The sequence below is a fragment of the Thalassospira sp. genome (assembly GCF_030690045.1).
Lineage (GTDB): Bacteria > Pseudomonadota > Alphaproteobacteria > Rhodospirillales > Thalassospiraceae > Thalassospira.
The window spans coordinates 435,528-462,041 of record NZ_JAUYHK010000016.1 but is presented as its reverse complement, the minus strand read 5'-3'; the positions used below and the strand labels follow the sequence as shown (position 1 = coordinate 462,041).

Here is a 26,514-nt window from a genome sequence, read left to right as displayed (position 1 = left end):
GGGTCTGAATCAGGTAGCATTTTCTTTCGGTTACATATACGGGCATACCGTGGCCAGACAGGATCGGGCGGATGTGCCGGAGCCGAACCGCCATCTGTTGCGGCTGTGCCGCCTTTGGGAGGATCAGGACAGGCATGTTGCCGACCATTCGCGCGAAATTTCTAGGGGTTGCAGGGTTTTTTGTGGTGTGGCTGGTGATTGCCACCGGCTTTTCCGTGATTCAGTCCTTGGGAATTAATGGCGATCTTGCTGCCGTGTCGCGTTATGTCACGCCGGTCAAGGATGCGCTTTCGGATGTTCGGGCCCGACAGCTAGAACAGATTTCTCTGATCGAACGTTATATGCGGGTGGTCGAGGGGGCCGGTTCGTCCGCCGATACGGCCCTTTTGGGTGGCATTGAAATTGAAATCGACGCCAAGCAGGTTCAGATCGAACAGGCCTTTCGCAAGGCTTTTACCTCGGCTGCGATGGGTCGGGCACAGGCCAGTGATCATTTCAATCACGGTGTTCTGGTCGATCTGGATGTGCGGATGCGCGAATTTGCCGATGTGTCGTCGCAATTTGCGCTGGGCGTGACCCGGCTTTTGGGCCGGGTGCGGGCGGGTGATATTGAAGATGCCCGGCGTCAGGAAAATATGGTGCGCGGGGTGCATCGCACGATTGTGCTTGATTTGCGCAGCGAGATTTTACTGCTGGAAAAATATGCCAGCGAAACGGTCGAGGCGGTATCCGCACGTGAGGATTTCCTGATTCAGGCCGAATTTATCATGATGCTGCTAGCCGCGATCATTGGCCTGTGCGTGGCCTATTATCTGGCGCGTTCGGTGATTGCTGCGGTGAATGAGACGATCCGGGCGATGAATAATGTGCAGTCTGGCAAGCTCGACACCAGCCTTGATTTTGCCGGACGCGGCGATTTTGTCCGACTGGCCGAGGCCTTTAACCGCATGACGCGCGAATTGCGCATCCGGTTTCGCATGCGCGAACGCTTTGGCAAATATGTTGATCCACGGGTGCTTAAAACCCTGCTGTCGCAGGAAACCGCCTTTGAAACATCGCAAAAGCGGGTGATGACCGTCAGCGTGGTCAATCTGACCGGGTTTGACTGGCTGGCGGAACATACGCCACCGGAAAAAATCGTCGATTTCCTGAATGATTACCTGACAGCGATGACCGAACCGATTTCCGGGCAAAGCGGCATAGTCGATAATTTTGTCGGCGACCGGGTCAGTGGCTTTTGGGGGGCACCATTTTGCAGTGAAACCGGCCATGCCCGCCACGCCTGTCTGGCCGCTCTTGAACAGGTGGCGCGGTTTCATGCGCTCAAGACCAAATATGCCGATCTGATTGGCGATCATGACCTTGATATCCGTGTTGGCATTGCGACCGGCGAGGTAGTGATTGGGTCGATCGGCACCGATAAATCGCGGGCCTATACGGTGGTGGGTGATTGCGTCAATTATGCCAATCGTCTCGAAAAGGCCAACCGGATTTATGGTACGCGCATTTTGGCTTCCCATGAAACCGCAACGATGGTGGCGGGCGATATTGAAATGCGCGATCTGGATCATGTGGTGCTGCTGGGCACTGAACATGTCGTATTTTTATACGAAGTGCTGGCCCCCGGCGGGCAGCTTTCAGAAGACCGGCGAGAATGGCGGAAGCATTATGAAACCGCGATGGCCCATTACCGACAGGGAGAATTTGACGCGGCCCAGCCTTTGTTTGAAACAGTGCAGGAAACCGACGGCAGCGACTTTGCCGCCCAGTTAATGCTCAACCGGATGGAACGCCTCAGTCGCCGCGAGCAGGATCGGGAATGGAACGGCACGTGGATTGTGCGCGATCCCTATGAAAGACGGGATGTGGAAAGCTGAGGTTTGGGGGGCAGAGGAAAGAGTGCATTATTTCCCGTCAAAAACCCTTGCCCGGTGCGTGCAAAACCTGTATCACCCAAACCGCTTGCAGATCATTTCCAAGCGCTTGTGCACCCGTAGCTCAGCTGGATAGAGCGTTGCCCTCCGAAGGCAAAGGCCACTGGTTCGAATCCAGTCGGGTGCACCATTTTCCTTTAATAATTATGAAAATTAAAACGATCTTTTAAGATCGTGGTTCTGTTTGTTGATTACCCCCTCAGCGCCGGTATCCCCGAAAGAACGATTTTCATCAGTTGGGGTTGGCGGTTGGCGCCGGTTTTGGTGAAGATGGCTTTGAGGTAGGTGCGGGCGGATTGCACCGAAATGCCGACAAGGTTGGAGGCCTGATCAAGCGATAATCCTTCGGCCAGTTTCTGGGTCAGTTTGGCTTCGGACCGCGTCAGGCCAAAAACATCCATCAGGTCGTTAATCCGTGGCGGGGCGATCGTGTCAGGTTCGATCAGGACAAAAACAAACCCGCTAGCGCCGGTACTGCCAACGACACTGGGTCTTGGCGGGATGCGGCGTAGAAACACCGATAATGTCCGGTCGTCATGCGCGAGCGAAAAGCTTTTGTGCATCGGGGCGACACGTCCGGTCAGCGGATGAAAAAACAGGTCCATATCCGCAGCCTGGGCGTTCATATGCACAATTTCCAGCCGTTCATTGGTCGAGATCAGGCCCAGATTGAAAAGATCAAGGACGATATCGGGAATCTGGCAGTCATCCATCCGGCGTTTGTCAAGGGCATCGGCCACACCCTCCATCAGGACATTCATCGGGGTTGGTTTGGGATAAAACCGGTGAACGCCATATTCATTGACGGCCTGTAACATGGATTGCAGATCGGCATAACCGGTCAACATGATAATGATCAGATCGGGCCGGTGTTGATGCAATTGTGCCGCCATTTGCAATCCGGTCAGGGCAGGCATGTGAATATCCAGAATGGTGGCGCTGATGCTGCTGTCACTCAACAGCATGTCAAGTGCAGCCCGGGGATCGGTCAGAAATATTCCCTGCCAGTCGGGATAGAGCCGCTGAAAATTACGGCGGTGTGAGGCCACCAGATTTTCGTCGTCATCAACAAACAAAACCCGGATCGCCGATTTCGCCCTTATCATGCTGACCCTCCTTGTTTGGGGATATGCCACACCCAATCTTTTACCTATCTTATTGGATAGTTAATATCGATATTTACGAATAGGGCGTTAAAATCTGCCTCATTGTGTCAGATGGAAGCGATGGTACGGTATTGAAAGGGTGGATAGATCAATGAATGTGGCTGTCAGGACATTTCGACCCACCATATTGATGGTCGATGATGACGAAGCATTGCTGGCGTCGGTGGCACGCGCCTTGTCGGGTTATTTCACCATTGTCACCCGGGCATCGGCCAAATGTGCGCTGGAATGGCTGATGGCCAATAAAACCCGTCCTCATGCCATTGTCGCCGATCTGGTGATGCCTGAAATGGATGGCATCCAGTTTTTGCAACAGGCGCGCAAGATTGTCCCCGATGTGGCGCGGATTTTACTGTCGGGGAATGTATCGTCTGTGTCGCTGCGCGATGCTATCAATCGTGCAATGGTCAGCCGGATTCTGGCCAAGCCGGTGTCGGTAAGGGCGCTTAAAATGGTGCTTGACCGTTTTATTTCAAATGCGCCTTTCTTTCCATCCAGCCATGCTGTCAGCCCGGCCCTGATTAACCGTGCCATCAAAAATGGCGGTCAGAAAATTGTGGCGCAGCGCCGCGTGCATGCGCAGGATTTTAGTCTGGCCGGAGCTGAAATTCTGACACGGTTCCCGGGTTTGCAGAAACGCTTTTCGCTCGAACAGATATTTGAGGCCTGCGAAGACCATTCGGTGATCAATCTTTTGACATCGGGGATGCTCGACATGGTCGATCAGGCAGCGCCGGAATTGGACGCCCGCTTTGGCAATGCGGACAAGGGGGCCAGAATCTCGGTCAATCTGTCACCCTGTTCGGTAATCAATAGCAATTTTGTAAGATTTCTGGCCCGTACAGCAGAAAATCTGCGCGAGAAAAACCTGATTCTGGAATTTGAAATTACCGAGCGCAGTGCCAGGGTTCTGTCGTCTGAATTCATCACCAATGCACGTTATCTCAAGTCGGAAGGAATTGCCCTGTATATCGATGATTTCGGAGCCGGAAACAATTCGATCGCCTTGCTGCGCCATGATTTTTTTGGCGGCATCAAGCTGGACCGGGAACTGACATGGCGGATGATGACCGAAAGCCTTGATGAGTCTTTTGTGGAATGGACAGTATCGGTCGCCCATCAGCAAGGTCTTGTTGTGGTGGCCGAAGGTGTTGAAGATCAGGCAACGGCCAACCGGCTGCGGATGATCGGGGTGGATGAAATGCAGGGTTATTTCTTTGGGTATCCGGAATCCCTGAACCCGGCGACCGAAGACGATGCCTGGCAAGATAAGGAAGCGACGGAATGCACAGAAATGTCGTCATCCGGTTGCTCCTGCCCCTGAGCCCTGCCATGATTAAAATCTGAATCGGAGCGATACCATGTTGAAATCTTTCTTTAAAATGTTTTTGGGTGGGTTTGCCCTTTTGTTATTGTTGCAGACCGGTTCGGCGCAGGCACGGGAGCAACTTGTGCTGTATGGTGATGACGGGGCGGAAATCATTGTATCGCTGAATGAAATAATGGCTTTTCCCGCCACCGGCATTGTGACGACAACACCCTGGACGGATGGTGAACGCCGTTTTACCGGCGTTTCTTTTGATACGTTGCTTGACAGATATGGCATTTCGGCTCCGAATATTCAGATATCTGCCCTAAATGATTATAATGTTACGGTGCCTGCCAGTGTATTGCGTCAGGATGGTGCCATTCTGGCCTATCATCTGGATGGAGAGGTGATGTCTGTGCGCGACAAGGGGCCGTTCTGGGTGATTTTCCCCTATGATAGCGACCCCCGGTTTCAGACCGATACCTATTGGTCCTATTCGGTCTGGCAGGTGAAATCGGTTCATGGCCAACAGTAAAGCCACGAAATTTGCGCTGTCAAACGGGGTGGTGGTTCTGGTCCTGACCCTGCTGGTTGGTGTTTATTATTTTTATTCGTCGGCATTGGTGCGCACACTGGAGGATGACCGGTTTGCCTATCGCGAAAATTTTGCCTGGGCGGTGTTTCAGATCCAGAAACAATATCTGGTTCTGGATCGCGAAGTGCGGGTACATCTGAATGCCGAAACCATTTCTGACCCTGAATTTGACGATATCATCCTCAAATTTGATCTTCTGGTCAGCCGGGTGCAGATCATTCAGACTGGCAGCGGATTTGCAACCCTGAACGAAATTCCCGAATTACCGCGCCTGCTTGAGAAAATGCAAAATGCGATTGCGGAAATTGATGCGGCGGTTGCAGGCGATCTTTCCCGGACTGATATTTTGCGGCTGATCTATCAGCGGTTGGGAGCACTTGATAGCGAATTGCAGCGCGCATCGGTGCTGACCACCAATTATGTATCAGTCTATAATGCCGATAATATTCGCGAGGTCAAATATGACATCGAGATATTGTCCTATCTGTTTATCATTGGGGTCGTGGTGATGGTGGCCCTGTCGGCCTTTGTGGTTCGCAACCGCAGCCGTGCCTTTGAGGCCGATATGGATGCCCGTCTGGCACGGCAGGAACAACAGGCGGTCCGCGATGCGGCGGAATACGCCAAAATTCATGCTCTGGGTACACTGGCCGGCGGAGTGGCGCATGAAATCAACACCCCGGCACAATATATCCATAACAATCTGGAATTTCTTGATGCCAGTTTCGAGGAACTGGTCGGGGCGGTGACCATGGACCCCGATGGACAGTCCCGACTGAAGATTGATCCGGACCGCATGGTTTTCATGCAAGAAGAAATTCCGGCCGCAATTCGCGAAAGCTTGCAGGGGTTGGAACGAATTGCCGAGATCGTGCGGGGCATTCGCAAATTCACCTATTCCGGCGATGAAACCTTGCAGACCATTTCATTGCCCGAAGAAATCGAAACCGCGATGACCCTGACCCGTAATCAGGTCAAGCATATTGCAAGGTTTGAGCAGGAATATCGCACCGATGTCACCGAACTGACCGGGCGACGCAATCATTTGTCACAGGCATTGATCAATCTGATCGTCAATGCGGCGCAATCGATTGAAAGCAAGGGCCGACCGGATGGTCTCATCCATTTGCTGGTGACATCTGATGACGATAATGTCTGGTTGCGGGTGCGCGATAATGGTGGTGGCGTGCCCGAAGAAGTCCGCGCGCGCATTTTCGATTATTTCTTTACCACCAAGGAACGTGGAGTGGGCACCGGGCAGGGATTGCCGATTTGTCGCAAATTGATTCGGGATGATTTCGGTGGGGATTTGATGTTGTCGGAAACCTGTGAGGAGGGGGCGGAATTTATCATCCGCCTGCCGCGCGTCTCTCACAGGTCAGACCGTAACATCGTGGAAGATGATTCCGCGATAGTTTGAAAAAACGAATCCCGGCACATCAATCAGCCAATGGCGGCCATCAGTTTTGTAGTGTTGCACGGTTTGTCGAGGATAAAAGCCGCCCCGGCAATGCGCGCGGCATCTTCAAGTTGTTGGTCCCGAAAACCGGTCAGGAAAATAAACCGCGTTTTTTCGGTGCCGGGCACGCCGGACTGCCGGATTTCATCCAGAATTTCCATGCCGGTCAGGCCGGGCATCATGTAATCCAGAATCACAACATGATATGGCGTGTCGTTTTGGGCCATATTAAGAACCATCTGGATGGCAGCAACACCATTATTGGTGCCGTTGATCTGGTGAATGCCTGCACTGCGCAGAATCCGCCGGAGGGAAAACCGGACTTCGATACTGTCATCGACCAGAAGAATCCGCTTTTCCGACGCTGGCAGCCGATAGGCGAGATCGGTTTTGATCTGATCAAGGCTTTGGGCGATGATCGTTTTTTTGCGATCTGATTTTGTCAGGATGATAGTCATTTCTCGTGTATCCCCTTGGCGTTTTGACCGGCCAGCCAGTCGGAAAACAATATTGGTTGTGATGTGCGTTGCAGGGTCAGAAACCAGTTGGTCAGATTTTCGATCAGTTGTGAGTCTTCGGCGTCATTCCAGTCAAAGCCGGAAACGGTTAGATGCTTTTCGCAAATCTGGTGCAGAGGCAGGGTCATGGGATTTCCTGAATGTCAAAATGTTGATTGCCGGACCCTAAACCGGTGTCTCAAAATCCGATATCCCCATATGAGGATCATAAAATAAACGGGCCGCCTTTTTGGCAGCCCGTTTGTGACATCATATGCGGCACCGGTTCCTGAATTAGAATTCCGCGCCCAGTTTGCGATCCAGCGAATATGCCCCGCCGCCGCGAATGACGAGGGAAAGCGCCATCAGTCCCCAGAAGACCGGCATTTCAACGCCGCCTTCGTTCCAGGCATATCCGGCCGGAAGATGGATGAAAAAGGCGATGGTCATAAAGGCGACAATGGCCACGGCCACCGGGCGGGTCAGAAGGCCCGCGACCAGCATCAGGCCGCCGACAAATTCCAGAAGGCCGATCAGCAGTGCAAAGAGCAGGCCTGGTTCAAAACCGATGCTGGCAAGCCAGCCTGCCGTGCCTTCAAGGCCGTAACCGCCAAAGGCACCAAACAGTTTCTGTGCACCATGCGGCACCAAGAGAAGTCCGGTCGTAACCCGGACAATTACCGGTGACAGGGGTTCAAGAGTGGTCCAGACCTTGCCAAGGGCCGGGATGATCGGACGCGGATTGGTTGTGGTTGTAGCTGTGGTCATTTCAATTCTCCGTGAAAAAAAGATCAAGGCTCTGGATCAGGGAATCATGTCAAACAACAGGGCCTCGGCCCCTTCGGCGTGGCTGAAATTGATGCTGTCTTCATCGCTGATGGCGGCACCATCCCCGGCCAGCAGCGTTTCACCATTAACCCGCACCTTGCCGCGGGCTACCTGAACCCAGGCCAGACGACCCGGTTTGATCGGGTGTGAAACCGACGCACCATCCGTAAGCCGGGCGACATACAGATCGACATCCTGATGGATGGTGACCGATCCGTCGCGACCGGTGCGGCTGCCGATCAGATGCAGACCATCACCGTCATGGGTGATTTCCTTTTCCTCGTAGCCGGGTTTCAAACCGGTTTTTTCCGGGATGATCCAGATTTGCAGGAAATGTACCGGGGCCTTTTTGGAATGGTTGTATTCGCTGTGGCGAATACCTGTTCCGGCTGTCATGCGTTGCAGGCGACCCGGTTTGATCACCGATCCGGTGCCGATGCTGTCCTTGTGCTCAAGGGCGCCCTCCAGAACATAGGAAATGATTTCCATGTCCTTGTGACCGTGAGTATCAAACCCGGCCCCGGCAATCACCCGGTCCTCGTTGATCACCCGCAGCGGGCCCCAGCCCATGCGGTCAGGATTGTAATAGTGACCAAAGGAAAAGCTGTGTCGGGAATCAAGCCAGCCAAAATTGGCCTTGCCGCGCTCATCTGATCTCAGTTTGGTAATCATGATTTTGCTCCGTTTGTATGCGTTTGATGGGGCAAGATTACGCTTTTCATAAAAAATGACAATTAATGTAAATGTGCCCATACTGTTGCATATAACGCGACAATAATGGCAAGGTAGGTGGACGTAAAATGGACAAACTGGCGGGATTGCAGGCTTTTATCCGGGTGGTCGAGGCTGGCAGTTTTGCTGCCGCCGCACGCGATATCGGGCAATCGCGATCCCAGGTCAACCGGGCGGTGATCGCACTGGAAGAAGATTTGGGCGTGCAATTGCTTAATCGCACCACCCGGCAGGTGGCGGCCACCCCCAGCGGCCGTGCTTTTTACGACCGGGCCAAATCCATTCTGGCGGATTTGCGTGAAGCCGAAGAAGCCATTGGTGAAAACCGCGATACGCCATCGGGGGATATTCGCATCAATGCGCCAATGTCATTTGGCACCCTGCATCTGGGTCCGGCTTTGGTTGAATTTGCCCGACGTTATCCGGCAATCCGGGTGGAGCTGGCATTATCGGACCGGTTTATCGACCCGGTGGCCGATGGCTTTGACATGACGGTCCGCATCAGTCAACCGACCGAAACCCTGGCCCTGATTGATCATGAAATCATTCCGATACGCCGGGTGATTTGTGCATCGCCCGATTTTCTCAAACGGGTGGGCGCACCGACAGATGCCAAAGATCTCGCCCGTCTGCCCTGTCTGCATTATGGCAATTTGCCCGCTGGATCGACATGGAAGCTAAAGGGACCGGATGGCTGGGTTTCGGTTCAGGTGGACGGGGTATTTTGCTGCAATAATGCCGAAGTTTTATGTGATGCGGCGGTGGCCGGGCTGGGTATTACCCCTCTGCCGACCTTTATTGCCGGTCCGGATTTGCAAACCGGGCGGCTGGTGACGATCTTGCAGGATTACGCCATGCCGGAATTGATGTTGTATCTGCTATATCCGACCAGCCGCCAGCTTTCGGCGCGCATCAGGTTGTTGGTGGATTTTCTCTATGAACGGTTTGGCGGACAGCCGCAGTGGGATCTGGTCGGCTAGTCACCGATGAAGTGATCCGCTGCCTTGCAGTATCCGTACAGCAAACCAGATAAATATGTATGGTGAATGCAAAGGCAGGTTTCCGATGTTTGGTCCCCTTGACCCAACATTATTGATGGTCGCACATGGTACCAGCGTTGCCGGAGGTGAGCCGGCGCGGTGGCTGGCGGATTGTGTGCGGTCCTCATGGAACGGTCCCGTGCATTTTGGCTATATGCGCAGCACGCCGGGGCTGGCCCCGGTTCTGGAAGGTTTGTGCGAAACCGGTCTGGCCCACCGGTTGGTGGTGATGCCGCTGTTTTTCAGCACAGGATATCTGGTGCAGACCGAATTGCCGCAGCGCTTGCATGAGGCGGGGCTGGAAGATGCCGGTGTTTTGCCGCCGGTGATCGGGCTTGAGGGTTTCAAGGTTATGATGGTCGGGCAAATCAGGGCCGTGCTGAATCGGCAAGGCTGGCTGGCCGGTGACAGTACGGTATTTCTGGTGCCACATGGCCTGAAAACCCTGACCGAACCATTGCCGGAAACCGTTGTTCTGGCAAAAGCACTGGGATCAATGATACCGGAGATCGATGTGCAGATTACCAATATCGAAGGTCAGCCATCTCTGACACATTGGCGGACGATGAGCCGGCGCAAACAGGCGGTTTTCCTGCCGATGCTTGCCGGGGGCGGTGTTCATGCGCGCGATGACGTACCTGAAATGATTGCGGCCCACGACGATGAGGCGGTTCAGGTGATGAAACCGGTTGGCACATGGGCCGAACTGCCGGGCCTGATCGTAAAACAGGCCCAAGCGATAGACGATCTGGCCTTGCGGCGCAAGACAAGCCCGCACATTCATGCTCCGATCCTGTCGCACATGGGATAGACGCGGTTAGCCTTACAGAGTGGGTTTACTGTCAGAAATGCGTTTGAGCAGATAATCGCGGAAGGTGCGGGCCGCACTGGGCAGGACATTCCCGGCTTCGTGTGCGATCAGCAACTGCCGTTTCGACCAGTCATCGGTCAGCGGGGCGGCGGAAATATTCATGTGCCCGATATAACCTTCGACACTGCTGCGGCGTAAAAATCCGATGCCCAGACCGGCGGCAATCATTTGCCGCAACGAGCCAAACCGCATGACCTTGATCTGGGGGTGGATGTCGTGATGCAGTTTGCCTGCGGCTTCGCTGATCAGGTCGTCAATCACCCCGCCTTCATGGATGGAAATCAGTTCGTATTTGACGGCCTCGGCGAAACTGACCGGTTGCGGATTGGCAGGATCGGGGATCAGGGGATGGTTTTTGGGGGTGACAACCCAGATCGGATCATCGCAAAATACATGATGCGCCAGATCGGCACGTGGGACGTTATCGGCAATGATTGCCAAGTCGCATCGGCCTTCACGGATTGCATCAACAGATTCCCGTGATGTCAATTCGCGCAAATCAATGGTGATGCCCGGATAATCGCGGCGGAAATCTGCCAGAAGGCCGGGCAGGCCGGTCAGGATGCCCGATGTGACAGTGGCGAGGAAAATCTCGCCCCGTTCGCCATAGTTGAAATCGCGCAATTCATTGGACAAATGGCGCAAGTCGCCCAGCAATTTTTCGCCATAGCGGGCAAAAATCGTGCCTTCGGGCGTGGGTTCAACACCGCGCGGCAAACGCCGCAACAATTTGACACCCAGCATGGCTTCAAGTTCAACAATCCGGCGGCTGACGGCCGAGGTGGCGATATGTTCACGCCGGGCAGCTTCGTTGATGCTGCCTGCGTGGACAATGGCGACAAAAAGCCGGATGGTGACGATATCAAATTTTTGCATGAAACCGTTTTCGGTTGTAACGGCTTTCGCGTCAAGTCATGCGTCAAACGACATGGCGAAACGTGGTGATATCGTCAGATCAGCCTTCGACTTCCTGCCATGCTTTGCGCCAGTCATCCATCAGTTCGGCATGGGTGACGGCCTTGGTGTTCTGCATGATCATTGCAACGCGCAGCGCGTTGATGAAATTCTCAAACCAACCAATTTGCGGTTTGTGGTGCGCGATGGGAACATTTTTCAAAGCAACAGTGGACATTTGTCATCTCCTGACAGGTCGGTCCGAAACAGGGGACCGTGGTTTGATCTCTTGAAATCAAACCTATCAAAACTGACCGTTGCCCACTATCACCGTTTCACGTCTCCCCCGTTCTTGATTCGAGAATGATAGGCTTAATGCATTGAAGTAAAATAATTATTTTATATTGCGGCGCACAATTCATGTCCAAATGCAGCGGTGCCAAGTTGTCCGCCAAGGTCTTTGGTACGGGTTTCCGGATGGGTCAGAAGCATTTTTATGACTTCATTCAGTCGGGTGGATGCGGTGATCAGGTCAGGGTTCCCTGATCGGTTTCCGCGCCATTCCAGCAACAGCGCACTTGAGAGTAAAAGCGATACCGGGTTGGCGCGATCCTGCCCGGCGATATCGGGGGCTGATCCGTGTGATGCCTGGGCGATGGCGTGATCATCCCCGGCATTGAGCGACCCTGAAAGACCCAGCCCGCCTGCCAGTTCGGCGGCCTGATTGGACAGGATATCGCCAAACATGTTGGTTGTGACAATCACATCGAAATCTTCGGGGCAACGGACCAGAAGCGATGCGGCGGCATCGACATGTTCCTCGCGGATTTCAAGGTCACCATGGTCATGGGCGGCCTTTTCGGCCTCGGCCAGAAACAGACCATCGCTGAGCTTCAGGACATTGGCCTTGTGGACGATGGTCAGATGTTTGCGGCGTGAAGCGGCAATTTTGGCGGCGGCAGCCGCAATCCGGTACGATCCCTTACGCGTGACTTTACGGATCGCCAGGGCAACATCTTCGGTTGGCATCATTTCGCCCGATCCGGCAAACATCGTGCGGTCAGCGTAAAATCCTTCGGTATTTTCTCGGACAATCACCAGATCCATTTTGGGCGTCAGGGCAGGGATGCCCGGAAAAGCACAGGACGGCCGGATATTGGCATAAAGATCAAGCCCCTTGCGCAGGGCGGCAGAAGGATTGATGCCACCCTGTTCGGCTGGCGGATAGGCGGCGGTATCGACCGGGCCAAGAATGGTCAGACCGGTGTTGCGTGCACGCTCGATCAGGGTCGGGGTAATGGTTGTGCCGTGTTTTTCCAGTGATTTGAAACCGACATCATCGTAATGAAATTCAAGCCCCAGATCATATCGGGTGTTCAGGCGTTCCAGAACCTGTCGGGTAACGGCGGTGATTTCGGGGCCGATACCATCACCGGGCAGAAGCAGCACATCCATCAGTTTGTTCCTTCCAGAATGGTTTCCGGGACCAGAATCCGGCCTTCGAACAGGCGGCGGGCGGTGCGAACGACACCGCCGGAAATGACCGACAGGTTGGGGCCGCTGCCCTCAATCGTCAATTCAACATCAATACTGCCGCCGGGATGTTCAATGGTGATCCATTGGCGTGGCAGCGGTAAAAGGTTTGACAGGCCATCGGTGATGCTGCCTGCCAGTACCGCACAACTGGCGACACAGATTGCGCCGGTAACCGCATGATTGGCGTGACAGTTATGCGGCACAAAATAGCGTGATGTGATATGACCGCCCGATTTTGCGTCGGACAGGATCGCCATTTTTGGTACTACTTTTCCGGTGCAATCGCCAAGACCCATCCGGTGCGATGCTTGTTGGCGGATTGCTTCCATGCGGGCCAGAAGGGCGGTGTTGGCATCCAGTTCGGCCTTGGTTTCATGGCCGGTGATGCCCAGATCACGGGCGCGGAACATGACCATCGGCACGGCGACATCGATGCAGGTGACTGCGATGCCATCAATAATGTCGGTAGCATTACCGGTCGGCAATAATCGTCCGGTTTTGCTGCCCATAATATCGCGGAATCGCAAAATCATCGGGGCCGCGGTGCCTGGTACGCCGTCAATGGCCGTATCCCCGTTATAGGTGACACGTCCGCCGGGGGTTTGCACCACCACATCAATGCGGGCACCAACATTAATATTGTGGATGCGCACCAATGTTTCATCGCCTGTGACGGTAACCAGACCCGCCTCAATCGCATAAGGGGCGACGGCAGCAGTCATGTTGCCACAATTGGGATTTGTATCGACCTCGGCCCGGTCCACCGAGACCTGCGCGAACAGGAAATCGACATCGATATCCTGCCGCGCGGAAGGCGATACAATGCAGGCTTTGCTGGTCAGGGTATCGGCCCCGCCAATACCGTCAATCTGGCGGCGGTCCGGTGATCCCATTGCGGCAAGCAGGAAACGGTCCCGCCGGGCGATATCAGTTGGCAGATGACTGGCAAGAAAAATCGGGCCCTTGGAGGTACCGCCGCGCATCATGACACAGGGAACGGCCGTCTGGTCGTTTGCAATATGTTTTTCGGTCATTGGTGTCATCCTAATGGCCAGGGCAGGTCAACCATGTCTTGCAACAGGCCACCCGGAAAATTGAGAACAAGCGACCATGCCAGCGTGCACATGCCGGTAATCGCCAGAACGGTAAGAAAGAAGGTTTTACGCCATGTCGCCCCGGCCTTGAGACGCAGGAAGGTGATGAAAAATCCGGTGGCAGCAATAATGAAGCCAAACAGGGCGGTGGCAGCGACCATACCGGCAATCCAGATGACGAAATGCCAAAGCCCGGCAACCGGCTTGTGATCCTGATGGGCCAGATCAAATTCATGATCGTAATTGGCGGCGTCATCGGGGCTGCCACGCACCAGTTTCCACAACACAAGGGCGGTCACCAGTAGCATCACCACCGAAATCGATCCGGTGAAGACACTGCCCAGAAAAGTGTGCTGGCTGGCATCCCACAGACCGATGGCAAAGATTACGAAGATCAGGCCGACAAACAGGATTTGTGGGGTTTTTTTAATTGCGTGCGAATGACTGAGTTCTTCGGTTTCAACCGGGTTTTCCGGCTGACGGCGCATACCCATCAGAACCGAAATGACGGTCAGGGCCAGAATGATCAGAACACCAGGGCGGGCCAGAAAACCCCAGTCATAGAATTGCAGTGCCTGATAAAGATAGGTTTCGGTATTGGCTGCCAGAACAAAACCGATCAGAAAAGCTGGACGTGGCCAGCCAAACCGTTTCATCAGCACACCCAGCACACCCACCGCCAGCAAGGCGACAAGGTCGCTGAGGCTGCGTGTCGCCTGAAAAGCGGCAAAGCTGATGACAATGATCATGAAGGGCGCAAGATAGCCATACGGGATGGTGGTCAGGCGCGCAACGGCGGGGGACAGCAAAAGAGCCGCCCCTGCACCCAATACGTTGGCAATCGCCAGCGACCAGACAATGGTGTAGGTAATGTCAAGATTGCGACCAACCATCGACGGGCCGGCTTCGATACCCAGCAACACCATGCCACCCAGAAACACCGCCATACCGCCTGAACCGGGAATGCCAAACAAAAGGGTCGGGATCAGGCCACCGCCTTCCTTGGCGTTATTGGCACTTTCCGGGGCCAGAACGCCGCGAATGTCGCCTTTGCCAAACTGGCTTTTATCCTTGGCCGTCTGAACGACATGGCCATAGGCGATCCAATCGACGACGCTGCCGCCCAGACCGGGAATGGCACCAACCAGTGCGCCCAGACTGGCACATCTGAAACACAGCCATTTATGGCGGATCATGTCCCGCACCCCGGCCATCCAGCCTGACCCAAGGCCTCCGGTTTCGGAGATCGTGCGATTTTGACGGCACAAATCAATAATTTCAGGGAAGGCAAACATGCCAAGGCCGATAATCACCAGCGGCAGGCCATCCATCAGATAGACGGAATCAAAACTCATGCGCAACTCGCCGGTGGCGGGAGCAGCACCCAGCCCGCCCAACAACAGGCCAAGACCAGCGGCAATAATACCCTTGGGCAGGCTTTTTCCTGCCAGAACCCCGACCATTGACAGGCCAAGGACGGCCAGCATGAATAGTTCTGCCGATCCAAAGGCAAGGATCAACGGACGGGCGATGACGACAAATCCGGTCAGAATGGCCGCCCCCAGAAGCCCGCCCAAAAGGGATGCGGAAAAAGCAGCGCCCAGCGCACGGGCCCCTTCGCCTTTTTTGGCCAGCGGAAAGCCATCCAGAACGGTTGCCTGTGACGCGCTGGAACCCGGAATCCCCATCAGGACAGAAGTAAAGGTGTCAGATGTTGGGATGACGGCAACCAGACCGATTAGCATGGCAAGGGCAGAAATCTGATCCATACCGTAAATGAAAGGCAGCAACAGCGACAGGCCGACAATCCCGCCCAGACCCGGCAGAATGCCAATGATCAGGCCCATGCCGACCCCGACGGCCAGAAAAAGAATATGTTCAATCTGCGCAAAATGCGACAGAGCAGAGAGCATGGCATCAATCATGGATGGGCTCCGTCAAAAGGGCATGTCTTCCCCGTTCCCGGAACACAGCATGATACCGCCGGGGAAAAGAGGGGCGGGATAAACCCGCCCCGACAGGGAGACAGAGAGTTAGAAAATCAAAGGTTCAGAATTGAACCGAATATTTTTCGGTCAGCCAGTTCTGAACCCAGACGCGGGCATCATCGGGGACACTGACGGCCTGACGAAAGATGCGTTCGGCCGGGTCGCCGACGATCTGCTTGTATTCGCCAAGGGCGGCCTGACGGTCTTCAATGAAGGAAGCATCTTCGGTTGCCGTCTGTGCAGCGGTGCGGAAGGCCTCAACAATATCGTCAGGTGTGCCTTTGGGCAGGAAGACCAGCTTTTGTGCCGGGAAACCGGCAATAAAGAAGGCTTTGTAGGCTTCCCATGCCGGGCCGGACGGTTTTTCACCCTTCATCATTTCGTAGGCTTCGGGGAAGCTGGGCAGATCAGGGAATGACGGATCGCGGATGATATTGCCGTCATCATCCATGGCACCCCATGAAAACAGTGGCACGGCAGTACCAATTGTAACCAGCGGGGTCACGTTATTGATATAGGCCGACGAGGTCTGGTAATCGATATTGACTTCGCCGCGTTCAAAGGCAAGGCGACCGGCACCGCGTCCCTGCATGCCAAAGACAGCATCGACATCCCATCCCAGCAATTCAAAGGCCAGCAATGGCACCAGATCAAGCGAAGTTGCGCCCTGGCTGCCATAGACCAGCTTCACATCACTGAGATTGCCCATGTTTTCAGCCGATTCAACACCAAGATCGGCATTGACATAGACAACACCCCCGGTTGGCGATGCCAGAACAACCCGCCAGTCCCGCATTTCAAAATTAACGCGCTTGTCTTGAAGCAAGTATGGGAACTGGGTGGAGCCGGAGGTGCCGATTGCGGTCAGACCGTCCGGTTGGGCGCGGGCTTCAAACTGGTTGGCGCCGGTGGTTGACCCGCCACCCGGAATATTGCGGACGACAACCGTTGGGTTGCCCGGCAAAAAGGTGGTGAAATATGGTGCCCAGAAACGACCCCATGTATCGGTTCCACCCCCTTCGCTAAACGGGATGATCAGTTCGATACGTTCGCCGCTGAAATCAGCGGCCTGTGCAGTTATTGTGGTTGCTGACAGGCCAAAGGCAACGGTAGCGGCTGCACAACCTGCCTTAAAAGACATATTTGCGATTCTTCCCCATGACATTGGGCGATCCCTCCTGATCGAATGTTGAATGTGACTGGAAGGAGTGCCTGATATCTTGTGGTCAATAGCAGACCAGTTGTCTCCCATGGCATTCCTCCCTGCCAGACGCCCGGATTGTTGATTTTATTGCCCGGTCTTGTGACCGTTCCGGTATGTCTTGTCGGCACCATATCTCTAAAAGCTGTCAATTTGCTGTCGGCTTTAAAATTTTGTATGCGGCGGTATATTGCATGGTATTCAGGACTGATGCGTATTCTGATTGTAGAAGATAATCTGCCGTTGGCCGACAAGGTTGCCGCGGCATTGCGACAAACCGATCATGCCGTGGATCTGGTGCATGACGGCGCGGATGCGCTTGCACTGGTTTTACAGGAATCCTTTGATCTGGTGATTCTCGATCTGTCCCTGCCAGGGATGGACGGGATCGAAGTTTTGCAAAATATCCGTGCCCGGCAGCTTGATGTGCCGGTGTTGGTCCTGACGGCGCGTGGCGATCTGGATGACCGGGTGACCGGCCTTGATGCCGGTGCCGATGATTATATGGTCAAACCGTTTGAATTGTCGGAGCTTGAAGCACGGGCGCGGGCGTTGTTGCGGCGACACAGTGGTCCGCGCAATCCGTTTTTGGCGGTGGGTGATCTGGTGTTTGATACGGTGCATCGCACGGTATCTTTCCGGGGAGATATTATACTGCTGACGCCCCGTGAACGGGCGGTGTTTGAAATTCTGGTGCGCAATATGGGCAAGGTGATCAGCAAGGAGCGGATTGCCCTGCATCTGTTTGGTTTCGACGATGAAGCCAGCGTGAAATCGATTGAGCTTTATATCAGTCGCCTGCGCAAAAAGCTGACGGTCTCGGGGGTCAGTGTCCGCACGGTGCGCGGCCTTGGCTATATGATCGACGAATGAGCAGGCAAAACACCCTACATGTCCCGTCCTTGCGATTCCGGCTGTTATTGTGGCTTCTGGTGCCGGGGCTTGTTCTGGCGGCAGGATTGCTGACCAAAAACTATTTGGGTGTCAAGGAAGTTGCCGATCGGGTGCAGGATCGCTTGCTGGTCGCGCTGGCGGTAACGATTTCCGAACATGTGATCAATTCCAGCGGTGACATGTTGTCACGCGATATTGAATTGTTGCTGTCGCAATTTACCCGCGAGGATACCTACTACCGGGTTAATGGTCCGAATGGCGCGTTTGTGACCGGGCATTATGCCTTGCCGGAACTGTCTGTTGATACCCCGATCCAACCCGGTGTCCCGCAATTTTACAATACGGTCTATCTGGGTGAAGATGTCCGGGTGGTGACGATGAAATATTTGGTGTCGGGGTCCGGATTGCAGGGTTGGGTGACGATTGATGTGACCCAGACGCGACGGGAACGTGACCGGCTGGTGCGCGATGAATTGCTGGGATCGGCCACGGATTTTGTTGTGTTAATGATATTGGGTGGGTTGTTTGCCTGGATCGGGGTAACGCGAGGCCTTGCGCCGCTGCAACAGTTGCAACAGGCGATCCGACGGCGTTCGACCGATGATTTGCGACCGATTCGTCATGTGATGCCACGCGAAGTTTCCGAGGTGGTGTTCGCCTTGAATGGTTTGTTGGAGCGGTTGGAGCGTAGCATTTCGGCCAATCAGCGTTTCATTGCCGATGCTTCGCATCAATTACGCACACCACTTGCAACCGTTCAGGCCGAGGCGGAATGGGCGCGCCGCCACGCCAGTAACGAGGCAGATCGCGATGCGCTGGACCGGATATTGATCGAAACCCGGCAAACCGCCCGCCTTGCCACACAGCTTTTGAATCTGGCTCGGGTATCGCCGGAAGGCCGCAAGGCAACATCGGCAAGCCGGGTTGATCTGGTGGATTTTGCAGCCAGGGTAACCGGTGACTGGGTAAGTCCTGCCCTGCGCCACGGCATTGATCTCGGGTTTGAAGACCACAGCAATGCCATGTCATGTCACGTGGATAATGCCAGCGAGGTCTTGTTGCGCGAAATGCTGGTTAATCTGATTGAAAATGCCCTTGCCTATTGCTCGGAAGGATCAAGCGTGACGGTTCGGGTGATCGGTCCGGCATCGGCAATCGGCCCGGTTTTGGAGATTGAGGATGACGGACCGGGGATTCCGCTTGCCGACAGGCAGCGGGTGCTGGACCGGTTTGTGCGGCTGGATGGCAGCAATAATCACGGTTGCGGTTTGGGATTGTCGATTGTGCGCGAAGTGGCCGATGCGCACCGCGCCGATCTGATCCTAGATGACGGGACCAGAGGGCGCGGTTTGAAAATATCGGTGGTTTTCCCGTTTTGAACGATCAGGCCGGAATCACCCGAATGGGTTTGCCCGCCAGCCATGCGGTAATGGCATCGACAGTTTGACCATAAAACACATTCCATGTGCCGCGTGTGACATAGCCCAGATGCGGCGTCAGCAGCAATTTGTTCGACCCGCGCAAGGGGTGGTCATGCGGCAGGGGTTCGGTGTCATAAACATCAATTCCGGCCCCGGCGATTTGGCCCTTTTCTACGGCGACCAGCAATGCCTGCCAGTCAACAATCGGCCCGCGGGACGTATTGATTAAAAATGCGGTGGGTTTCATCAGGTTGAGCTCGTCCGCCCCGATCAGGCCGGTCGTGCGATCCGACAGGCGTTGATGGATGGTGATGAAATCGGACTGACGTAGTAAATCCTGCTTGCTGGCAAGGGTAACACCCAGTTTGGCACACCGCTCCGACGTCAGGTTTTCGCTCCAGGCGATGATATTCATGCCAAAAGCTTGCGCGATGGTGGCAACCTTTTCCCCCAGACGGCCAAGGCCGATAATACCCAAAGTCGATCCGGCCAGATCGTGGCCCAGCCCAACCTGCCATCCACCTTCGCGGACAGATTTGTTTTCCGGCACAATGCCGCGTGCGAGCGCCAACATCAGGGCGAATGTCAGTTCGGGTGTAGCGGTAGAAGGGGATTCGGTGCCACATACCGTGATGCCGCGTGCCTGTGCGGCGGCGACATCAATCGCGTCATTGCGTTTGCCGGTGGTGACGATCAGTTTCAAATTGGGGAGTTGTGCCTGCAAGGATGCCGGAATAGGGGTACGTTCCCGCATGACGCACAAAATGTCAAATGGTGCCAGTCGGGTCGCAAGGGCGACAGGATCATCAAGGGTATCGTGAAAGACGGTTATGCCGCACTGTGCATCAAGTGCGGACCAGTCAGTGGCACTGCGTGCCAGATTCTGGTAATCGTCAAGAATTGCAATCTTCATGGCACCATCCTATTGTATACTTCAGTATTCAATTGAATGACAGGATACGCCGTCCGTCAAGGGCGGTTTTACGAGGCAGGACAGACCCAATGACGATCCAGCGCGAAAAACCAAGCGGCTCCAATGCGTATGACATGTTGCTCGATGCCATTGATCATGGTGATCTTGCCCCCGGAAGCCGGTTGCGCGAAACGGAAATTGCCGACCGGTTCGGCATCAGCCGTACTCCGGTCCGCGAAGCGTTGAAGCGGCTCGAACAACAGGGGTTGGTGTCGCATGAGCCCCATCATGGTGCGGTCGTCACCAAACTGGATTATCGTGAAATCGGCGAATTGTATTTTGTCCGCGAGGTGATGGAAGGCACCGCCGCACGTCTGGCCGCCCTGCATGCCACGGATGTTGAAATCAAGGTTTTGAAAGAAATGGTGGCGGCTGATCAGGACTATATCGATCATCCTGCCGAACTGATGCGGCGCAACAAGTTGTTTCACCGGCAAATCCATTTATCGGCACGCAACCGTTTTCTTGACGATATGCTGGATAATATGCGGGTGTCACTGGTGTTGCTGGCAGGAACGACGCTGGCGATTCCCAGTCGGGGTGAACAGGCGATGGCTGAACATGCCGCGATTGTCGATGCCATTGCTCGGCGCGATCCTGATGCTGCCGATGTTGCCGCCCGCAAGCATATCAATAATGCCTATCATGCCCGTATCCGTCTTCAGGCGGAATTGCCGGAGTAATTCCGGATTATTTCAGATGCCGGTGCATGATCGGCGCCCCCATCACCACCAGAAATACCCGGATGATGTGATGCAGGGCGACAAAGGCGGCATCGGCCCCGGCAAAAATCGCCAGAATGGTCATTTCCGCCTGCCCGCCGGGCGTATAAGCCAGAATCGCATCCAGAAAGCCGACATCGCCGATCCATGCGGCAAGGGCAGCAAAACTTGCGCCGGTGATCATGATCAGGATGCTGTATCCGCCTGCCGCCGCCATGCCGTGCAGCAAAATGTGGCGTGATACCCCGGCATATTTGCTGCCGACCGAAATCCCGATCAGAAGCTGGGCGATGATGATGACTTCGACCGGGGGGCGTTCATGCAGGAAACCGGCGATGCTGGCAATGGCGGCAAAAATCATTGGTCCGACAATACTGGCCCCGGTTATGCCCAGTTTTTGGGCGGTAAACCAGCCGCCAAAGGCGCAAAAGACAATCAACACCATTTCGATTGGGGAAATATTGTTCCAGTGGCTGCCAATCGCAGAACTGTCACCAAAATCGATGTCAAAAACCGACCCGATCACAAAGGGGAGGACGATCACCACCAGCATCACCCGCGTTGCATGAACCAGCGACAGCATACGCAGATCGGCCCGTGCCTCGGCCCCGAAGGCCAGCATGTCGGGCAGACCACCCGGCATTGCCGAAAAATAGGCGGTGGGTTTGTCAAAACCACAGACTTTACGGAAAAACGGATAACCGATCAGGCCAAGTGCCGCGACATAAAGTGGCAGTAGGCTGAGACTGATGGCCATTTCCCCGATGCGGTCAAATAGCGCCGGGGTAAAGGACACACCAATCGCCACACCCAGAAAAGTGCGAAACCCGGCGGCGGTCTTTTTGGCCTCGCGCACCGGCATACCGAGAGTGCTGGCAATCGCACAACATATCAGCGGACCCAGCAACCACGGCAAGGGAATGGCGAGATATTCCGCCGTCAATCCGCCGACAATGCCAAGGGCCAATGACCCGGTCAGCAGAAACAGGGATTTGGGGGCTTTGATCCAGGAAGCGGGCATTGGAAATCCTTGGGGCAAGCAGGCAGGAGGGGTGGATGAGACATGTTGACCAAGATTGAATGCAGAAGTATACAATATGAAAAACCGATAGGCGAGACCTTAGAAAAATCTTGCCGGCCTGAAAACAGCGAAAGCAGCAGAGATGGTCGATCTGACAAAAAACTATGATGCTCTGGTGATTGGTGGGGGCAATGCCGCCCTGTGTGCCGCAATTACCGCCCGTGAACAGGGATGCTCGGTATTGTTGCTGGAACATGCGCCGCGGCATTTTCGCGGTGGCAACAGCCGTCACACCCGAAATTTGCGCTGTATGCATGATGAACCGACGGATGTTCTGACCGATGCCTATCACGAAGACGAATATTGGGACGATCTGATGCGTGTGACCAAGGGGGTCACCACTGAAAGTCTGGCGCGCATGACAATCCGGGCGTCGGCGGAAGTTACCCCCTGGATGGTTGAGCGCGGCGTGCGATTTCAACCGTCGTTGGGAGGAACCCTTAATCTGGGTCGGACCAATGCGTTTTTCCTCGGTGGTGGCAAGGCCTTGGTCAATGGTTATTTTGCGACCGCCGAACGCCTAGGCATTGATATTTTATATGATACCGAAGTCCGCAACCTGAAAATCCGGGATGGCGTTTTCCAAAGTGCGGATGTGATCAGTAAAGGTTTCCCCTATACCGTGACGGCGCGTAATCTGGTTTGTGCATCGGGCGGATTTCAGGCCAATCTGGACTGGTTGAAAGAATCGTGGGGCCCGGCAGCAGATAATTTCATCATTCGCGGTACGTCCTATAACAAGGGCCGCATGTTACGGGTGTTGCTTGATAACGGGGTAACCAGCGTTGGTGACCCGAAACAGTGCCATGCCGTAGCGATTGACGCCCGCGCCCCGCAATTTGATGGCGGGATTGTCACCCGCCTGGATTGCGTGCCGTTCAGCATTGTGGTTGATCGTGATGCACAGCGCTTTTATGACGAAGGCGAAGATTTCTGGCCCAAACGCTATGCGATCTGGGGCCGCCTTGTTGCCGCCCAGCCTGATCAGATCGCCTATGCGATCATTGATGCCAAATGTATCAAACTGTTCATGCCATCGGTCTTTCCGGCGATTGAATCCGATAGCATTGCCGGTCTGGCAGAAAAACTGGGTCTTGATGTTGCTGCCCTTGAAAAAACTGTTGCGGATTATAACGCAGCAGTCCAACCGGGCACATTCGATAACAGCATCCTTGATAATTGCGCTACCGACGGTTTGACGCCGCCCAAAACCCACTGGGCGCGCAAGATCGAAGATGGCCCATTTTACGCCTATCCGCTGCGTCCGGGCATCACCTTTACCTATCTGGGCGTCAAGGTTGATGCCGAAGCCCGCATGGTGATGGCCAATGATCAACCATCGGAAAACATGTTCGCCTCGGGTGAAATCATGGCGGGCAATATTTTGGGGCAGGGCTATCTTGCCGGACTGGGCATGACGATTGGCACGGTTTTTGGTCGTATCGCCGGAAAAGAGGCTGCAAAAAATGCAAAGCACTGAAATTGTTAAAACCGCGCAGCGTCAGGCCGTTCTGGACGATGCCCGCCGCGCCATGGAAATCTGTAATGCCTGCCGGTATTGTGAAGGATATTGCGCCGTATTTCCGGCGATGGAACAACGTCGTGCCTTTTCGGATTCAGACCTGAATTACCTTGCCAATCTGTGCCATAACTGCCGCGGATGTTATTATTCGTGCCAGTATGCGCCACCGCATGAGTTTAATCTGAACATTCCCAAAACTTTTCAGAAATTGCGGGCGGAAAGTTACGAACAATATGCATGGCCGGGGCCGCTGGCGCGGCTGTTTCATCGCAATGGTCTGATTGTCTGCATGGCAACCGCGCTGGGTGTTGCGGGTGTGTTGTTGCTGACGATGTTGTTGCAAACATCCGATATTCTGTTTGCTGCCCATAGTGGACCGGGGGCGTTTTACGCCGTGATCCCTTATGAATTGATGGTTGGTCTGGCCAGTCTGACCTTTGGCTATGCGATTGTGGCTCTGACCGGCGGGGCAATAAAATATTGGCGCGATGCCGGGCCAGGGACCGAAGGATCGGTGTCGTGGTCCACCCTGTGGCAGGCGTTTCAGGATGCTGCAACCCTCAAACATCTGGGGGGCGGGACGGGGGAAGGTTGCGCCTATCCGGACGAGGCATTTTCCAACATTCGCCGTGTTTTCCATCATTTCATGTTTTATGGCTTTATGTTGTGCTTTGCCGCCACCTCGGTTGCGACAATTTATGACCATGTGTTTGGTTGGGTTGCCCCTTATGGCTGGTTCTCGATCCCGGTTATTCTGGGAACGGTCGGCGGTATGGGGTTGCTGATCGGTCCGGCTGGTCTGGTCTGGCTGAAATTCAAGGCCGATGATGCGTCAGCGGAAAAGAATCTGATGGGCATGGATGTTGCGTTTTTGGCCCTGCTGTTTCTGGTCAGTTTGACCGGCTTGATCCTGCTGGTGATCCGCGAAACTCCGGCGATGGGGATTGCGCTGGCGATCCATCTGGGCTTTGTGCTGACACTGTTTCTGGTTCTGCCCTACAGCAAGTTTGTGCATGGCATTTATCGCAGCGCCGCCCTTGTCCGTTATGCCATTGAAATGAAAAACGCCAAGCCATCTGGCGAATGACGATGGCGTCATTTCCCCGTCACGGGCTATATTCGCAATAACAGCAAGATATGTTTTGTGACGGGGAATAAGATGACGGCACTGATCGACAATCTGGCGTGGGAACAACAGCATGGCAGCGGTCTGCAACGCGAGATGGGTTATCGTCTGGTGGAATGGGCCGAAGATTATGCCGTTCTGGAATTGATAATCGCGCCCCGGCACCTGAACCGGTCCGGGATTCTGCATGGTGGGGTGATTGCCACGTTGCTCGATACTGTCAGTGGCTATGCCTGTTGTTATTGCCCGGTGCAGGGCCATTTGCGCCGGTCTCTAACCCTGTCGTTGACCACCAATTTCATGGGGCAAGCAATATCGGGTGTGGTGCGCAGTATTGCCCGGCGTCAGGGCGGTGGTCGCAAGATTGCCTTTACCGATGCGACTGCGATGAACGAGGATGGTGAAATCATAGCCTCGGCTACCGGCACCTTCCGCCTGCATCGCGGCAGCGAGGACCCGCAAGGTATTGCCCGGCCCGCAGATTAGGGGGGCGGATATGACAGACACCCTTGCAGTTGGACAACCGCAAACCCGCTCTATATTGCTATGGACAAAAATCCAGCCCGGTCTGGCGGCATTTTTGCTGATCCTTACCACACCCCTGATGTTGATGATTGCCATTGGTCTTAAAGCCAGCGGATCGGGACCGGTTCTGTTCCGTCAGGCCCGCACTGGTTTGGATGGCAGGCCTTTTATGATTTTCAAATTCCGCACCCTTAAAACCGATGGCAGCGGGCAATGCAGCCGGTTTGGCCGGTTTTTACGGTGCAGCAGTCTGGATGAACTGCCGCAATTGTGGAATGTGATGCGCGGCGAGATGGCGCTGGTTGGGCCGCGTCCGCATATGGCAGCGGATGATGTGCGGTACCTGGTGGTGTCTGAACATTATACGCGACGGCAATCAGTGTTGCCGGGCATGACCGGGTTGGCGCAAATTCGTGGTCTGCGCGGGCCGACCACGGATGAAAATGCCATGGCACGGCGGATTGACTGCGATCTTGACTATCTGGCGCGTCGATCCATCCTGCTGGATTTGCGCATTCTGGTGGCAACAATCCGGACGGTTTTGCAACCTTTTGGTCAGAAATAACGTTCGCGAATGCGCAAAATATCGCCGGGCTGGATCAGTGTTATGGGGGATGCGGTCAATTCAGTCACGGTGTCGCCCTGTTCACGCACCAGATCAAACTGGCTTTCATTGGCGCGATAGGTAAAACCCCCGGCAATCGCTACAGCTTTCAAGACAGATAATCCGGTGGCAAATTCATAAGCGCCTGGGTTGTTGACTTCGCCCAGAATATAAAAGGGCCGATAGGCGATAATGTCGATGCTGACACTGGGATTTCGCAGATAGCCTTGGGCAAACCGTGCGGCGATCAGGGTTTCGGCATCCTGCCTTGCAAGGCCGCCAAGGGCAACAGGCCCGATCAGGGGCATTGAAATCTGGCCGATATCATCAAGGGAAAATTCACCCGATAAATCCGGTTCGCCAAAAACCATAATGCGCAAACGGTCCTGTGGTCCCAGAACATAAGGGGTTTCGCTGGCATGGAGGATTGGCGGTGTCATTAGCAGAAGGACGAATATCGCGGTAAAAAGCCGGTACATCATATGTCTGTCCTGTCAGCGGT

The 26,514-nt window shown here is 54.6% G+C and carries 27 protein-coding genes and 1 tRNA gene; 14 read left to right on the top strand and 14 right to left on the bottom strand.

What is annotated here, in order from left to right; all coding sequences use genetic code 11:
• The first annotated feature begins 134 nt into the window (after positions 1 to 134).
• Both Q8O73_RS13700 and Q8O73_RS13695 read left to right on the top strand, forming a co-directional pair.
• Entirely contained in the window at positions 135 to 1,877 is a 1,743-nt protein-coding gene (locus tag Q8O73_RS13700; protein ID WP_305558725.1) for an adenylate/guanylate cyclase domain-containing protein, read from the top strand.
• Between the two features lie 110 nt (positions 1,878 to 1,987).
• A tRNA-Arg gene (locus Q8O73_RS13695) sits at positions 1,988 to 2,064 on the top strand.
• Positions 2,065 to 2,125: 61 nt separating this feature from the next.
• On the opposite strand, the gene Q8O73_RS13690 is transcribed toward Q8O73_RS13695, so the two are convergent.
• Positions 2,126 to 3,040 (bottom strand): response regulator, encoded by a 915-nt coding sequence (locus Q8O73_RS13690; RefSeq protein ID WP_305558724.1) that lies wholly within the window; start codon positions 3,038 to 3,040, stop codon positions 2,126 to 2,128.
• Between the two features lie 151 nt (positions 3,041 to 3,191).
• On the opposite strand from Q8O73_RS13690, the gene Q8O73_RS13685 reads away from it, so the two are divergent.
• Genes Q8O73_RS13685 through Q8O73_RS13675 form a run of 3 tightly spaced genes read left to right on the top strand, consistent with a single transcriptional unit; the run spans position 3,192 to position 6,424 of the window.
• On the top strand, positions 3,192 to 4,424 hold the full coding sequence (locus Q8O73_RS13685) for an EAL domain-containing protein (protein ID WP_305558723.1): 1,233 nt from the start codon (positions 3,192 to 3,194) through the stop codon (positions 4,422 to 4,424).
• 37 nt (positions 4,425 to 4,461) lie between these two features.
• A complete protein-coding gene (locus tag Q8O73_RS13680; protein WP_305558722.1) occupies positions 4,462 to 4,944 on the top strand; it encodes a molybdopterin-dependent oxidoreductase in 483 nt (160 codons plus the stop codon).
• Positions 4,931 to 6,424, top strand: a complete 1,494-nt coding sequence (locus Q8O73_RS13675; RefSeq protein ID WP_305558721.1) for a sensor histidine kinase — start codon at positions 4,931 to 4,933, stop codon at positions 6,422 to 6,424. Before Q8O73_RS13680 ends, Q8O73_RS13675 begins: the two co-directional genes overlap by 14 nt.
• A gap of 23 nt (positions 6,425 to 6,447) precedes the next feature.
• Here Q8O73_RS13675 and Q8O73_RS13670 read toward each other — a convergent pair whose 3' ends face one another.
• From Q8O73_RS13670 to Q8O73_RS13655, 4 genes are all read right to left on the bottom strand, one after another.
• On the bottom strand, positions 6,448 to 6,921 hold the full coding sequence (locus Q8O73_RS13670) for a response regulator (RefSeq protein WP_305558720.1): 474 nt from the start codon (positions 6,919 to 6,921) through the stop codon (positions 6,448 to 6,450).
• A complete protein-coding gene (locus Q8O73_RS13665; protein WP_305558719.1) occupies positions 6,918 to 7,109 on the bottom strand; it encodes a hypothetical protein in 192 nt (63 codons plus the stop codon). The genes Q8O73_RS13670 and Q8O73_RS13665 overlap by 4 nt, the downstream gene beginning before the upstream one ends.
• Before the next feature lie 145 nt (positions 7,110 to 7,254).
• Positions 7,255 to 7,728 (bottom strand): DoxX family protein, encoded by a 474-nt coding sequence (locus Q8O73_RS13660; RefSeq protein WP_305558718.1) that lies wholly within the window; start codon positions 7,726 to 7,728, stop codon positions 7,255 to 7,257.
• Between the two features lie 36 nt (positions 7,729 to 7,764).
• On the bottom strand, positions 7,765 to 8,460 hold the full coding sequence (locus Q8O73_RS13655) for a pirin family protein (protein WP_305558717.1): 696 nt from the start codon (positions 8,458 to 8,460) through the stop codon (positions 7,765 to 7,767).
• Positions 8,461 to 8,588: 128 nt separating this feature from the next.
• On the opposite strand from Q8O73_RS13655, the gene Q8O73_RS13650 reads away from it, so the two are divergent.
• Positions 8,589 to 9,500 (top strand): LysR family transcriptional regulator, encoded by a 912-nt coding sequence (locus Q8O73_RS13650; RefSeq protein WP_305558716.1) that lies wholly within the window; start codon positions 8,589 to 8,591, stop codon positions 9,498 to 9,500.
• Between the two features lie 85 nt (positions 9,501 to 9,585).
• Complete coding sequence (locus Q8O73_RS13645; RefSeq protein ID WP_305558715.1) at positions 9,586 to 10,371, top strand: sirohydrochlorin chelatase; 786 nt, start codon at positions 9,586 to 9,588, stop codon at positions 10,369 to 10,371.
• Between the two features lie 12 nt (positions 10,372 to 10,383).
• Here Q8O73_RS13645 and Q8O73_RS13640 read toward each other — a convergent pair whose 3' ends face one another.
• The 6 genes from Q8O73_RS13640 to Q8O73_RS13615 form a co-directional block, all read right to left on the bottom strand.
• Positions 10,384 to 11,307, bottom strand: a complete 924-nt coding sequence (locus tag Q8O73_RS13640; protein WP_305558714.1) for a LysR family transcriptional regulator — start codon at positions 11,305 to 11,307, stop codon at positions 10,384 to 10,386.
• Positions 11,308 to 11,386: 79 nt separating this feature from the next.
• On the bottom strand, positions 11,387 to 11,563 hold the full coding sequence (locus Q8O73_RS13635; RefSeq protein ID WP_305558713.1) for a hypothetical protein: 177 nt from the start codon (positions 11,561 to 11,563) through the stop codon (positions 11,387 to 11,389).
• Positions 11,564 to 11,724: 161 nt separating this feature from the next.
• Positions 11,725 to 12,780: an isocitrate/isopropylmalate dehydrogenase family protein gene (locus Q8O73_RS13630; protein ID WP_305558712.1), complete on the bottom strand. Its 1,056-nt coding sequence runs from the start codon at positions 12,778 to 12,780 to the stop codon at positions 11,725 to 11,727.
• Positions 12,780 to 13,895, bottom strand: coding sequence for a 4-oxalomesaconate tautomerase (locus Q8O73_RS13625; protein ID WP_305558711.1), 1,116 nt, complete (start codon positions 13,893 to 13,895; stop codon positions 12,780 to 12,782). The genes Q8O73_RS13630 and Q8O73_RS13625 overlap by 1 nt, the downstream gene beginning before the upstream one ends.
• Before the next feature lie 5 nt (positions 13,896 to 13,900).
• Positions 13,901 to 15,880 carry a tripartite tricarboxylate transporter permease gene (locus Q8O73_RS13620; RefSeq protein WP_305558710.1) on the bottom strand — a complete coding sequence of 660 codons (1,980 nt, stop codon included), beginning with the start codon at positions 15,878 to 15,880 and terminating at the stop codon, positions 13,901 to 13,903.
• Positions 15,881 to 16,004: 124 nt separating this feature from the next.
• Positions 16,005 to 17,084 (bottom strand): tripartite tricarboxylate transporter substrate binding protein, encoded by a 1,080-nt coding sequence (locus Q8O73_RS13615; protein WP_305558709.1) that lies wholly within the window; start codon positions 17,082 to 17,084, stop codon positions 16,005 to 16,007.
• A 270-nt stretch (positions 17,085 to 17,354) separates the two neighbouring features.
• Between Q8O73_RS13615 and Q8O73_RS13610 the strand changes: the two genes are divergently transcribed.
• Both Q8O73_RS13610 and Q8O73_RS13605 read left to right on the top strand, forming a co-directional pair.
• Positions 17,355 to 18,017 (top strand): response regulator transcription factor, encoded by a 663-nt coding sequence (locus tag Q8O73_RS13610; RefSeq protein ID WP_305558708.1) that lies wholly within the window; start codon positions 17,355 to 17,357, stop codon positions 18,015 to 18,017.
• Positions 18,014 to 19,417 (top strand): sensor histidine kinase, encoded by a 1,404-nt coding sequence (locus Q8O73_RS13605; RefSeq protein ID WP_305558707.1) that lies wholly within the window; start codon positions 18,014 to 18,016, stop codon positions 19,415 to 19,417. Before Q8O73_RS13610 ends, Q8O73_RS13605 begins: the two co-directional genes overlap by 4 nt.
• Positions 19,418 to 19,421: 4 nt before the next feature.
• Here Q8O73_RS13605 and Q8O73_RS13600 read toward each other — a convergent pair whose 3' ends face one another.
• The gene (locus tag Q8O73_RS13600; RefSeq protein WP_305558706.1) at positions 19,422 to 20,372 is read right to left on the bottom strand and encodes a D-2-hydroxyacid dehydrogenase family protein; all 951 of its coding nucleotides are present in this window, start codon (positions 20,370 to 20,372) and stop codon (positions 19,422 to 19,424) included.
• 89 nt (positions 20,373 to 20,461) lie between these two features.
• Between Q8O73_RS13600 and Q8O73_RS13595 the strand changes: the two genes are divergently transcribed.
• Positions 20,462 to 21,115, top strand: a complete 654-nt coding sequence (locus Q8O73_RS13595) for a GntR family transcriptional regulator (RefSeq protein WP_305558705.1) — start codon at positions 20,462 to 20,464, stop codon at positions 21,113 to 21,115.
• A gap of 7 nt (positions 21,116 to 21,122) precedes the next feature.
• Here Q8O73_RS13595 and Q8O73_RS13590 read toward each other — a convergent pair whose 3' ends face one another.
• On the bottom strand, positions 21,123 to 22,175 hold the full coding sequence (locus Q8O73_RS13590) for an AbrB family transcriptional regulator (RefSeq protein WP_305558704.1): 1,053 nt from the start codon (positions 22,173 to 22,175) through the stop codon (positions 21,123 to 21,125).
• 142 nt (positions 22,176 to 22,317) lie between these two features.
• On the opposite strand from Q8O73_RS13590, the gene tcuA reads away from it, so the two are divergent.
• The 4 genes from tcuA to Q8O73_RS13570 all read left to right on the top strand — a co-directional run bounded on the left by tcuA (position 22,318) and on the right by Q8O73_RS13570 (position 25,973).
• Entirely contained in the window at positions 22,318 to 23,715 is a 1,398-nt protein-coding gene (gene tcuA, locus Q8O73_RS13585; RefSeq protein WP_305558703.1) for an FAD-dependent tricarballylate dehydrogenase TcuA, read from the top strand.
• Entirely contained in the window at positions 23,702 to 24,844 is a 1,143-nt protein-coding gene (tcuB, locus tag Q8O73_RS13580; protein WP_305558702.1) for a tricarballylate utilization 4Fe-4S protein TcuB, read from the top strand. Before tcuA ends, tcuB begins: the two co-directional genes overlap by 14 nt.
• Positions 24,845 to 24,916: 72 nt before the next feature.
• Positions 24,917 to 25,369, top strand: coding sequence for a PaaI family thioesterase (locus Q8O73_RS13575; protein WP_305558701.1), 453 nt, complete (start codon positions 24,917 to 24,919; stop codon positions 25,367 to 25,369).
• Between the two features lie 10 nt (positions 25,370 to 25,379).
• The gene (locus tag Q8O73_RS13570) at positions 25,380 to 25,973 is read left to right on the top strand and encodes a sugar transferase (protein ID WP_305558700.1); all 594 of its coding nucleotides are present in this window, start codon (positions 25,380 to 25,382) and stop codon (positions 25,971 to 25,973) included.
• On the opposite strand, the gene Q8O73_RS13565 is transcribed toward Q8O73_RS13570, so the two are convergent.
• Positions 25,964 to 26,494 carry a polysaccharide biosynthesis/export family protein gene (locus Q8O73_RS13565; RefSeq protein WP_305558699.1) on the bottom strand — a complete coding sequence of 177 codons (531 nt, stop codon included), beginning with the start codon at positions 26,492 to 26,494 and terminating at the stop codon, positions 25,964 to 25,966. The genes Q8O73_RS13570 and Q8O73_RS13565 overlap by 10 nt on opposite strands.
• Positions 26,495 to 26,514 lie beyond the last annotated feature (20 nt).

Excerpts from the sequence above, each read along its gene's own strand:
- Q8O73_RS13625 (WP_305558711.1), bottom strand. The coding sequence starts at position 13,895 with ATGACCGAAAAACATATTGCAAACGACCAGACGGCCGTTCCCTGTGTC.
- Q8O73_RS13660 (WP_305558718.1), bottom strand. The coding sequence starts at position 7,728 with ATGACCACAGCTACAACCACAACCAATCCGCGTCCGATCATCCCGGCC.
- Q8O73_RS13600 (WP_305558706.1), bottom strand. The coding sequence starts at position 20,372 with ATGAAGATTGCAATTCTTGACGATTACCAGAATCTGGCACGCAGTGCC.
- Q8O73_RS13595 (WP_305558705.1), top strand. The coding sequence starts at position 20,462 with ATGACGATCCAGCGCGAAAAACCAAGCGGCTCCAATGCGTATGACATG.
- Q8O73_RS13620 (WP_305558710.1), bottom strand. The coding sequence starts at position 15,880 with ATGATTGATGCCATGCTCTCTGCTCTGTCGCATTTTGCGCAGATTGAA.
- Q8O73_RS13650 (WP_305558716.1), top strand. The coding sequence starts at position 8,589 with ATGGACAAACTGGCGGGATTGCAGGCTTTTATCCGGGTGGTCGAGGCT.
- Q8O73_RS13565 (WP_305558699.1), bottom strand. The coding sequence starts at position 26,494 with ATGATGTACCGGCTTTTTACCGCGATATTCGTCCTTCTGCTAATGACA.
- Q8O73_RS13575 (WP_305558701.1), top strand. The coding sequence starts at position 24,917 with ATGACGGCACTGATCGACAATCTGGCGTGGGAACAACAGCATGGCAGC.
- Q8O73_RS13635 (WP_305558713.1), bottom strand. The coding sequence starts at position 11,563 with ATGTCCACTGTTGCTTTGAAAAATGTTCCCATCGCGCACCACAAACCG.
- Q8O73_RS13630 (WP_305558712.1), bottom strand. The coding sequence starts at position 12,780 with ATGGATGTGCTGCTTCTGCCCGGTGATGGTATCGGCCCCGAAATCACC.
- Q8O73_RS13605 (WP_305558707.1), top strand. The coding sequence starts at position 18,014 with ATGAGCAGGCAAAACACCCTACATGTCCCGTCCTTGCGATTCCGGCTG.
- Q8O73_RS13645 (WP_305558715.1), top strand. The coding sequence starts at position 9,586 with ATGTTTGGTCCCCTTGACCCAACATTATTGATGGTCGCACATGGTACC.
- Q8O73_RS13610 (WP_305558708.1), top strand. The coding sequence starts at position 17,355 with ATGCGTATTCTGATTGTAGAAGATAATCTGCCGTTGGCCGACAAGGTT.
- Q8O73_RS13655 (WP_305558717.1), bottom strand. The coding sequence starts at position 8,460 with ATGATTACCAAACTGAGATCAGATGAGCGCGGCAAGGCCAATTTTGGC.
- Q8O73_RS13590 (WP_305558704.1), bottom strand. The coding sequence starts at position 22,175 with ATGCCCGCTTCCTGGATCAAAGCCCCCAAATCCCTGTTTCTGCTGACC.
- Q8O73_RS13615 (WP_305558709.1), bottom strand. The coding sequence starts at position 17,084 with ATGTCTTTTAAGGCAGGTTGTGCAGCCGCTACCGTTGCCTTTGGCCTG.
- tcuA (WP_305558703.1), top strand. The coding sequence starts at position 22,318 with ATGGTCGATCTGACAAAAAACTATGATGCTCTGGTGATTGGTGGGGGC.
- Q8O73_RS13690 (WP_305558724.1), bottom strand. The coding sequence starts at position 3,040 with ATGATAAGGGCGAAATCGGCGATCCGGGTTTTGTTTGTTGATGACGAC.
- Q8O73_RS13675 (WP_305558721.1), top strand. The coding sequence starts at position 4,931 with ATGGCCAACAGTAAAGCCACGAAATTTGCGCTGTCAAACGGGGTGGTG.
- Q8O73_RS13685 (WP_305558723.1), top strand. The coding sequence starts at position 3,192 with ATGAATGTGGCTGTCAGGACATTTCGACCCACCATATTGATGGTCGAT.
- Q8O73_RS13670 (WP_305558720.1), bottom strand. The coding sequence starts at position 6,921 with ATGACTATCATCCTGACAAAATCAGATCGCAAAAAAACGATCATCGCC.
- Q8O73_RS13680 (WP_305558722.1), top strand. The coding sequence starts at position 4,462 with ATGTTGAAATCTTTCTTTAAAATGTTTTTGGGTGGGTTTGCCCTTTTG.
- Q8O73_RS13640 (WP_305558714.1), bottom strand. The coding sequence starts at position 11,307 with ATGCAAAAATTTGATATCGTCACCATCCGGCTTTTTGTCGCCATTGTC.
- Q8O73_RS13700 (WP_305558725.1), top strand. The coding sequence starts at position 135 with ATGTTGCCGACCATTCGCGCGAAATTTCTAGGGGTTGCAGGGTTTTTT.
- Q8O73_RS13570 (WP_305558700.1), top strand. The coding sequence starts at position 25,380 with ATGACAGACACCCTTGCAGTTGGACAACCGCAAACCCGCTCTATATTG.
- tcuB (WP_305558702.1), top strand. The coding sequence starts at position 23,702 with ATGCAAAGCACTGAAATTGTTAAAACCGCGCAGCGTCAGGCCGTTCTG.
- Q8O73_RS13665 (WP_305558719.1), bottom strand. The coding sequence starts at position 7,109 with ATGACCCTGCCTCTGCACCAGATTTGCGAAAAGCATCTAACCGTTTCC.